The 9084-nt window shown below is 63.5% G+C and carries 8 protein-coding genes and 1 pseudogene; all 9 read left to right on the top strand.

Annotation, left to right across the window (positions count from 1 at the left end; genetic code table 11):
- Positions 1 to 1147, top strand: a 1147-nt coding sequence (locus tag ENZ75_RS11540) for an ABC transporter substrate-binding protein (RefSeq protein ID WP_164887785.1), incomplete at its 5' end; no start/stop codon positions are given.
- Positions 1137 to 2081, top strand: coding sequence for an acetamidase/formamidase family protein (locus tag ENZ75_RS11535; protein ID WP_024502120.1), 945 nt, complete (start codon positions 1137 to 1139; stop codon positions 2079 to 2081). The genes ENZ75_RS11540 and ENZ75_RS11535, both read left to right, overlap by 11 nt.
- A 46-nt stretch (positions 2082 to 2127) precedes the next feature.
- The gene (locus ENZ75_RS11530) at positions 2128 to 3891 is read left to right on the top strand and encodes an ABC transporter ATP-binding protein (protein ID WP_063169704.1); all 1764 of its coding nucleotides are present in this window, start codon (positions 2128 to 2130) and stop codon (positions 3889 to 3891) included.
- Positions 3892 to 4097: 206 nt separating this feature from the next.
- Positions 4098 to 5306: an ABC transporter substrate-binding protein gene (locus tag ENZ75_RS11525; protein ID WP_013528530.1), complete on the top strand. Its 1209-nt coding sequence runs from the start codon at positions 4098 to 4100 to the stop codon at positions 5304 to 5306.
- A 12-nt stretch (positions 5307 to 5318) separates the two neighbouring features.
- Positions 5319 to 6098, top strand: a complete 780-nt coding sequence (locus ENZ75_RS11520; protein WP_063169705.1) for an ABC transporter ATP-binding protein — start codon at positions 5319 to 5321, stop codon at positions 6096 to 6098.
- Positions 6091 to 6801, top strand: a complete 711-nt coding sequence (locus ENZ75_RS11515) for an ABC transporter ATP-binding protein (protein ID WP_013528528.1) — start codon at positions 6091 to 6093, stop codon at positions 6799 to 6801. The genes ENZ75_RS11520 and ENZ75_RS11515 overlap by 8 nt, the downstream gene beginning before the upstream one ends.
- 7 nt (positions 6802 to 6808) lie before the next feature.
- Positions 6809 to 7696: a branched-chain amino acid ABC transporter permease gene (locus tag ENZ75_RS11510; RefSeq protein ID WP_063170419.1), complete on the top strand. Its 888-nt coding sequence runs from the start codon at positions 6809 to 6811 to the stop codon at positions 7694 to 7696.
- Between the two features lie 22 nt (positions 7697 to 7718).
- On the top strand, positions 7719 to 8690 hold the full coding sequence (locus tag ENZ75_RS11505) for a branched-chain amino acid ABC transporter permease (RefSeq protein WP_024502115.1): 972 nt from the start codon (positions 7719 to 7721) through the stop codon (positions 8688 to 8690).
- Between the two features lie 98 nt (positions 8691 to 8788).
- Positions 8789 to 9084, top strand: a pseudogene (locus tag ENZ75_RS11500) (class I SAM-dependent methyltransferase); the annotation flags it as partial.

Below are 9084 nucleotides of genomic sequence, written 5' to 3'. Positions count from 1 at the left end.
GGTCAAATTCGAATTGACCCGCCCCGACGCCACCTTCCTGCATGTGATGGCCATCAACTTCGCCCATGTCGTGCCGAAGGAAGAGGTCGAGAAATACGGCGCCGATTTCGGCAAGCATCCGGTCGGCACCGGCGCCTTCAAGCTCGCCGAGTGGACGCTCGGCGAGCGCATCGTCTTCGAGCGCAATGCGGACTATTGGCACAAGGGCCTGCCGCATCTGGACAAGATAACCTTCGAGATCGGCCAGGAGCCGATCGTGGCGCTGCTGCGCCTGCAGAAGGGCGAGATCGACGTCCCCGGCGACGGCATTCCGCCAGCAAAATTCCAGGAGGTGATGGCCGATCCCGAGCAGAAGGCACGCGTCGTCGAAGGCGGCCAGCTGCACACCGGCTATGTCACCATGAACACCACCATGGCGCCGTTCGACAATGTTAAGGTGCGCCAGGCAGTCAACATGGCGATCAACAAGGCGCGCGTCATCCAGATCATCAACGGCCGCGCCGTGCCGGCCAACCAGCCGCTGCCGCCGTCGATGCCGGGCTACGACAAGGAATACAAGGGCTATCCCTATGACGTCGCCAAGGCCAAGGCGCTGCTCGCAGAGGCTGGCCACCCCGACGGCTTCGAGACACAGCTGTTTGCCATGAACACCGATCCCAACCCGCGCATCGCCCAGGCGATCCAGCAGGATCTGGCGGCGATCGGCATCAAGGCCAGCATCCAGTCGCTGGCGCAGGCAAACGTGATTGCCGCCGGCGGCGACAAGGCCGGCGCACCGATGATCTGGTCCGGCGGCATGGCCTGGATCGCCGACTTCCCGGATCCGTCGAACTTCTACGGCCCGATCCTCGGCTGCGCCGGTGCGGTGCCCGGCGGCTGGAACTGGTCGTGGTATTGCAACAAGGATCTCGACGCCAAGGCGGCCGAGGCCGACTCGGTGGTCGACCCGGCTAAATCAGGCGAACGCGACAAGATGTGGAGCGCCATCTACGACAAGGTGATGGAAGACGCGCCCTGGGCGCCGGTCTTCAACGAGCAGCGCTTCACCATGAAATCGGCGCGCATGGGCGGCGCCGACAACCTCTATGTCGACCCGGTTCATATCCCGATCAACTACGACAATGTGTACGTAAAAGATGTGCAATAACTGCGACTACACCATCCACGGGCGCCAACATCATTTCGGCTGGGACAATTCGTTTGCCCCGGCCGAGCGGGTGGCGCCCGGCTCGACGATCGAGTTCCAGTGCCTCGATTCCTCCGGCGGCCAGTTGCAGGCCGGCAGCACGGTCGCCGACGTCGCCAAGCTCGACTTCGCCACCGTCAATCCGGTGACCGGGCCGATCTTCGTCGAGGGGGCCGAGCCGGGTGACGCGCTGAAGGTGACGATCGAGATGTTCAAGCCGTCCGGCTTCGGCTGGACGGCCAACATTCCGGGCTTTGGGCTGCTCGCCGACGACTTCAAGGAGCCGGCGCTGAACATCTGGAAATACGACGCTGCCTCGCTCGAGCCGGCGCTGTTCGGCAAGAATGCGCGTGTGCCGTTGAAACCCTTCGCCGGCACCATAGGCAACGCGCTGGCGGAAAAGGGCCACCACTCGGTGGTGCCGCCAAGGCGCGTCGGCGGCAATCTCGACATCCGCGATCTCGCCGCCGGCACCACGCTCTATCTGCCGGTGGAAGTGGCGGGCGCGCTGTTTTCGGTCGGCGACACCCATGCCGCGCAAGGTGACGGCGAGGTCTGCGGCACGGCGATCGAAAGTCCGATGGACGTCGTGCTCAAGCTCGACCTGGTCAAGGATGCCAGGCTGAAGACGCCGCGCTTCACCACGCCAGGCCCGGTGACGCGCCATCTCGACGCCAAGGGCTATGAGGTGACGACCGGCATCGGTCCGGACCTGATGACCGGCGCCAGGGAAGCGGTTGCGCAGATGGTCGACCTGCTCGCCGGTCGTTATCACATCGACCCAGTCGAGGCCTATATGCTGGCCTCGGTCTGCGGCGATCTCCGCATCAGCGAGATCGTTGACATGCCGAACTGGGTGGTGTCGTTCTACTTTCCGCGCTGCGTGTTTGAATGAGGAGGGGGGGGTGCCGGAGTAAATCCCTCTCCGGGTCACGCGCGCAATGATCACCGCCAGCGAACCCATACTCGACATCGCCAACCTCTCCGTCAGCGTGCGCGGCGAGGAGGGCGAGCGCGAGGTCGTCTCCGACCTGTCGCTGACGTTGTCTCGTGGCGAGACGCTGTGCATTGCCGGTGAATCCGGCTCCGGCAAATCGATGACCGCTCTGGCCATCATGCAGCTTCTGCCGCAGCCTGCCGCCAGGATTTCATCCGGCAAGGTCCATCTCGGCGATACAGATCTGACGATTCTGGACGAGCGCCGGATGCGGCGCATTCGCGGCAACCGCATCGCCATGATCTTCCAGGAGCCGATGACCTCACTCAACCCGGTGCTGTCGATCGGCCGGCAGCTCACCGAATCCATCGAGGCGCATACCTCCCTGTCGCAGAGCGAGGCTCGCCAGCGTGCCATCGAGGCGCTGAAGGCGGTGCGCATTTCGGAAGCCGAAAGCCGGCTAAAGCAGTTTCCGCACGAACTGTCCGGCGGCATGCGCCAGCGGGTGATGATCGCCATGGCGCTGGCGCTCGAGCCGGACGTGCTGATCGCCGACGAGCCGACGACGGCGCTCGACGTCACCGTGCAAGGCGAGGTGCTGGAACTTTTGCGCGATCTGCAGCGCCAGCATGGCACCAGCGTCATCCTCATCACTCATGACATGGGCGTCGTCGCCGAAATGGCCGACCGCGTCATCATCATGCGGCATGGCCGCATGGTCGAAGAGGGAAAAACCGCTGACATTTTCGCCAGGCCGCAAGCCGGCTACACGCGCGAGCTGCTGGCCGCCGTGCCGCGCATCGGCAGCGGTATCGGTCGCCAGGAATCCAGGAGTGCCGAGACGGCAACGCCGGCCAATGTCGCTGACGTCAAGGACCTGCATGTCCGTTTCGACCTGCATGGCGGCTTCTTCGGCCGGGTCACTCGTTGCGTCCACGCCGTCGAAGGCGTCAGCTTCTCGATCGCGCCCAACGAGACGCTGGCGCTGGTCGGCGAATCCGGTTGTGGCAAGTCGACCACCGCCAAGGCGCTGGCCGGACTGGTGCCCTACAGCGGCGACATCGCCATTGGCGGCCGCAATCTGTCCGGCCTCGGCCGCGACGAGCGCAAGGCGGTGCGCCGCGACGTGCAGATGATTTTCCAGGACCCCTATGCCTCGTTGGACCCACGCATGCGTGTCGGCGACCTCGTCGCCGAGCCGCTGCTGATCCACGGTATCGCCTCGAAGGAAGAGCGCAGCGAGCGTGTCGCAGCGCTGTTCGAGCGCGTCGGCCTGTCGGCCGACCAGATGGAACTCTATCCGCATGAATTCTCCGGCGGCCAGCGCCAGCGCGTCTGCATTGCCCGCGCGCTTGCACTGCGGCCGAAGCTGATCATCGCCGACGAAAGCGTCTCGGCGCTCGACGTCTCGGTGCAGGCGCGCGTGCTCGATCTGTTGAAGGAATTGCAGCGCGAATTCGGCGTCGCCTATCTCTTCATCTCGCATGACATGGCGGTGGTCGAGAACATCTCCGACCGCGTCGCCGTCATGTATCTCGGCCAGATCGTCGAGATGGGCACCCGCGACCAGGTCTTTTCCAACCCGCGCCATCCCTACACCAGGCGCCTGATCGAAGCCGTGCCCGTGCCCGATCCCGCGCAGCGCAGAAGCCGCTTCGCGCGCCTCGACCAGGAAATCCCGAGCGCCACCCGCAGGATCGGCGAGGCGCCGCTGAAACTGGCGCTGAGGGATGTCGGCAACGGCCACCTCGTCGCCGCCGAGGGCTGAGCCGGCACTGCCGCCGGGCGGTTCACATGTTTGTGTCTCTATCTCTCGCCCAAGGCTCGCGTTGCGCCGCCAAACCGTATCGCTTCGAACACTAAATCCCTAACGGCCTCTTGCCCTCTGTCCCTATCTTCCTCATGTTCAATACCATTGCGATGATCGATCGTAGGAGGGTCGGTCGGATTCATCGCTATGGGAGGAAGTCAACCATGAAGGTAAGCCTTTTCGTTTCCGCGGCACTTCTCGCCGCATCCGCGATCCCCGCTTCGGCCGCCGAAATTTCCGACGGCAAGGTCAAGATCGGCATCCTCAACGACCAGTCGGGCGTCTACGCCGACTTCGGCGGCAAGTGGTCGGTCGAGGCGGCCAAGATGGCCGTTGAGGATTTCGGCGGCAAGGTGCAGGGAGCGCCGATAGAAATCATCAGCGCCGACCACCAGAACAAGCCGGATATCGCCTCCAACATCGCCCGGCAGTGGTACGACACCGAGCAAGTCGATGCCATCATGGAACTGACGACCTCTTCGGTAGCGCTCGCCGTCCAGGGGATTTCCAAGGAAAAGAAGAAGATCGACATCGTCACCGGCGCGGCGACCACGGAGCTGACCGGCAAACAGTGCTCGCCCTACGGCTTCCACTGGGCCTATGACACTCACTCGCAGGCGGTGGGTACCGGCGGCTCTCTCGTGCAGCAGGGCGGCGACAGCTGGTTCTTCGTCACCGTCGACTATGCATTCGGCTACTCGCTGAAGGATCAGACCACCAAGTTCGTCGAAAGCCATGGCGGCAAGGTGCTGGGCGAGGTGCGTTATCCCCTGGGATCGACCGATTATTCGTCCTTCCTGCTGCAGGCGCAATCGTCGGGCGCCAAGGTCATCGGCCTGGCCAATGCCGGCCTCGATACCTCCAACTCCATCAAGCAGGCGGCCGAATTCGGTATCGTGCAGGGCGGCCAGCGTCTTGCCGCACTCCTGTTCACGCTGGCCGAGGTGCATGGGCTTGGCCTTCAAGCGGCGCAGGGCGTCGTGCTGACCGAAGGCTATTACTGGGATCGCGACGACAAGAGCCGCGAATTCGGGCAGCGCTTTTTCAAGCGCACCAACCGCATGCCGAACATGATCCAGGCCGCGACCTATTCGGCGGTGACGCAGTATTTGAAGGCGATCGACAAAGCCGGCACGGACGAGACCGAAGCCGTCGCCAAGCAGCTGCATTCGATGCCTGTGGACGACGCGGTGATAACCAACGGCAAGGTGCAGGCGGACGGCAACATGGTTCACGACATGTACCTCTACCAGGTCAAGTCGCCAGCCGAGAGCACCAAGGATTGGGACTACTACAAATATCTCGCCACCATTCCAGGCAACGAGGCCTTCCTCAGCGAGAAGGAAAGCGGCTGTCCGACGGCCGGCCAGTGATCGGCGCGGCCGATGGCGCCGACTGACCTGGACGCGAACGAGCCGCGGGTTGTGCTTTCCGCCCGCGGGTTGCGACGCGACTTTGCCGGCTTCATCGCCGTCAAAAACGTCGATATCGATGTCCGCCATGGCAACATCCATGCCCTGATCGGACCCAACGGCGCCGGCAAGACGACCGTCTTCAACCTGCTCACCAAGTTCCTGGCGCCGACCAGCGGCAGGATCGAGCTGCTTGGCCACGACATCACCCGCACCTCGCCGGCCAGGGTTGCGCGGATGGGGCTGGTGCGCTCGTTCCAGATATCGGCGATTTTTCCGCACCTCAGCGTGCTCGACAATGTTCGCGTCGCGCTGCAGCGGCCGGGTGGTCTTGCCGTTCAATTCTGGCGCTCGCTCGCGGCGCTCGACCGGCTGACCCCGCGCGCCGAGGAATTGCTGCGCTCGGTTGGTCTCGACGACGCCAGGAACAGGCTCGCCGGCGATCTTTCCTATGGCAGAAAACGCGTGCTGGAGATCGCCACGACGCTCGCGCTCGATCCGAAAGTGCTGCTGCTGGACGAGCCGATGGCCGGCATGGGGCATGAGGACGTGGCCACGGTTTCCAGCCTCATCCGTTCGGTTGCCAGGGATCGCGCCGTGCTGATGGTCGAGCACAATCTGACCGTGGTGGCCGACCTTTGCGACTGGATAACGGTCATGCAGCGCGGCGAGGTGCTGGCCGCTGGCGACTACGCCACCGTTAGCCGCGACGAGCGCGTCAAGATCGCCTATATGGGCACCGCCGATGACTAGTGCCGCACCTCTGCTTGCCGTCACCGGCCTCAACGCCTGGTATGGCGAGGGCCATGCGCTGCACGGTGTCGATCTGGAAGTGTTTGCCGGCGAGACGGTCACGCTGCTCGGCCGCAATGGCGTCGGCAAGACGACGACGCTGCGCGCCATCATGGGGTTGATCCGCAAGCGGACCGGCCGGATCGCCTTCGACGGCAAGGACCTGATGCGGCTGCCGCTGCACCGCACCGCCCATCAAGGCATCGGCTTCGTGCCGGAGGAGCGCGGCATCTTCGCAACGCTGACCGTGGACGAGAATCTGGTTCTGCCGCCGGTCGTCGCGCAGGGCGGCATGAGCGTCGAGGAGATATTCGATCTGTTCCCCAATCTGAAGGAGCGGCGCAACAGTCCCGGCACCAGGCTGTCGGGCGGCGAACAGCAGATGCTGGCGATCGCGCGCATGCTGCGAACCGGCGTGAAGATGCTGCTCCTCGACGAACCGACGGAGGGGCTCGCTCCCGTCATCGTGCAGCGCATCGGCGCGTTGCTGGCGACGTTGAAAAAGCGCGGCATGACGATCCTGCTGGTCGAGCAGAACTTTCGCTTCGCCAGTCGTGTCGCCGACCGTTTCTATCTGATGGAGCACGGCAAGGTGGTGGCGGGGTTTCCGGTCGGCGAACTGCCGGACCGCATGGCGCAGCTCCACGAAGTCCTGGGTGTATGATGGCGCCATGACGATGATCTTCGGAATCCCGGTTCAGGCCTTCCTCGGCCAGTTGCTGGTCGGCCTGATCAACGGCTCGTTCTACGCCATGCTGAGCCTGGGCCTGGCTGTCATATTCGGCTTGCTGCGCGTCATCAATTTCGCCCATGGCGCCCAGTATATGTTCGGCGCCTTCGTCGGCTACCTGCTTCTCACCCATCTCGGCATCGGCTATTGGCCCGCTTTGATCCTTGTGCCGCTGATAGTTGGCATCTTCGGCGTCGTGGTCGAGCGCCTGGCGCTGTCGAGGCTGTACGATCTCGATCCGCTCTACGGGCTGCTCTTCACCTTCGGCCTCGCGCTCGTACTCGAAGGCATCTTCCGCTATTATTACGGCGTCTCGGGAAACCCCTACGCCGTGCCGCCGCTGCTTGCCGGCGGCACCAATCTCGGCTTCATGTTCCTGCCCAACTATCGCGGCTGGGTCGTGGTCGCCTCGCTGATCGTCTGCTTCGGCACCTGGGCGCTGATCGAGAAGACCAGGCTTGGATCCTATCTGCGCGCGGCAACCGAGAATCCCCGTCTCGTCCAGGCTTTCGGCGTCAACGTGCCGTTGCTGCTGACCCTCACCTACGGCCTTGGCTCCGCGCTGGCCGGGCTTGCCGGCATTCTGGCAGCACCGATCTATCAGGTGAGCCCGCTTATGGGATCGGACCTCATCATCGTCGTCTTCGCGGTGGTGGTGGTCGGCGGCATGGGATCGATCCTCGGTGCGATCGTCACCGGCTACATGCTTGGCCTCGCCGAGGGCCTGACCAAGGTCTTCTACCCCGAGGCCTCCAATCTCGTGGTCTTCGTCATCATGGCCATCGTGCTTCTGGTCCGGCCGGCTGGCCTGTTCGGAAGGGACGCTTGACATGTCGGAAGGGACATCTGACATGACCGAACTGACGCTTCGCGAGGCATCGGCCAAAACCTCGGCACGGCTGGAATGGATGCTGGTCGGGCTCGGCATCCTGGCGCTGCTGGTAGCGCCTTTCCTGATCTATCCGATCTTCCTGATGAAGATGCTGTGTTTCGCGCTGTTTGCCTGCGCGTTCAATCTTCTGCTCGGCTATACCGGGCTCTTATCGTTCGGCCACGCCACCTTCTTCGGCGGCGCCGCCTACTTCACCGCGCATGCCGTCAAGGTCTGGGGCTGGCCGCCGGAAGCCGGCATTCTGCTCGGCATGGCGGGTGCGGCCTTGCTCGGCCTTGTCATGGGCTTTTTCGCCATTCGCCGGCAAGGCATCTATTTCGCCATGATCACGCTGGCGCTGTCGCAGATGTTCTTCTTCTTCTGTGTGCAGTCGCCCTTCACGCAAGGCGAGGACGGCATTCAGGGCGTGCCGCGCGGCATGCTGCTTGGCGTCCTCGACCTGAACGTCTCGCTGAACATGTATTACTTCGTGCTGGCGGTGTTCCTGATCGGCGTCTTCGCCATCTGGCGCATCGTCAACTCGCCGTTCGGCATGATCCTGCGCTCGATCCGCGAGAACGAGAACCGCGCCATTTCGCTGGGCTATTCCGTCGCCAACTACAAGCTGGGCGCCTTCGTCATGTCGGCGGCCCTGGCCGGGCTGGCCGGCTCGCTCAAGGCGATCGTTTTCCAGTTCGCCACGCTCACCGACGTCACCTGGCAGATGTCGGGCGAAGTGATCCTGATGACGCTTCTCGGCGGCATCGGCACCATGGTCGGGCCGATCATCGGCGCCAGCCTTGTCATTGGCCTGGAAAACACGCTTGCCACTTCCGGCTTTCCGGTGACCATCGCCACCGGCCTCATCTTCATGGTGTGCGTGCTGATCTTCCGGCGCGGCATCGTCGGCGAATTTTATGCGCGGATTTTCAAGCGGGCGGGCAAGGACTGAGCAGTTCAAGCTGGCGGCTGAATACCTGACCGCTCGATTGTCCGGTTGCGTCCTAGTTCTGCCGGTAAGGAACTCGGAACCTGGGGGGCCGCACGCCAATGTTGGACAACTACGCGGTGGACGGGTTTGGCGTGATCCACCAGGTCGACTCCAAACCGATCAAGTATGACAAGCAGTACATTTCCTATTACGAGGACCTGAGTGACCGGACCATCAAGCTCGGATATCAGCGACTCGGCTGGGTGCTGGGGATCACTGGCGAGATCCCCCGGTCCGTGCTGGAGATTGGATATGGCACCGGCACATTCATCGAAGCCGCGAAAATAACCGGGGTCGCCGACTGCGCCGGCTGCGACATAACCAGGTTTCCGCTGCCCAAGGGCGTCCGCTTCGT

The organism is Mesorhizobium sp. M7A.F.Ca.CA.002.04.1.1, assembly GCF_004022805.1.
Classification (GTDB): domain Bacteria; phylum Pseudomonadota; class Alphaproteobacteria; order Rhizobiales; family Rhizobiaceae; genus Mesorhizobium; species Mesorhizobium ciceri.
This window is presented reverse-complemented; position numbering and strand designations above follow the sequence as displayed.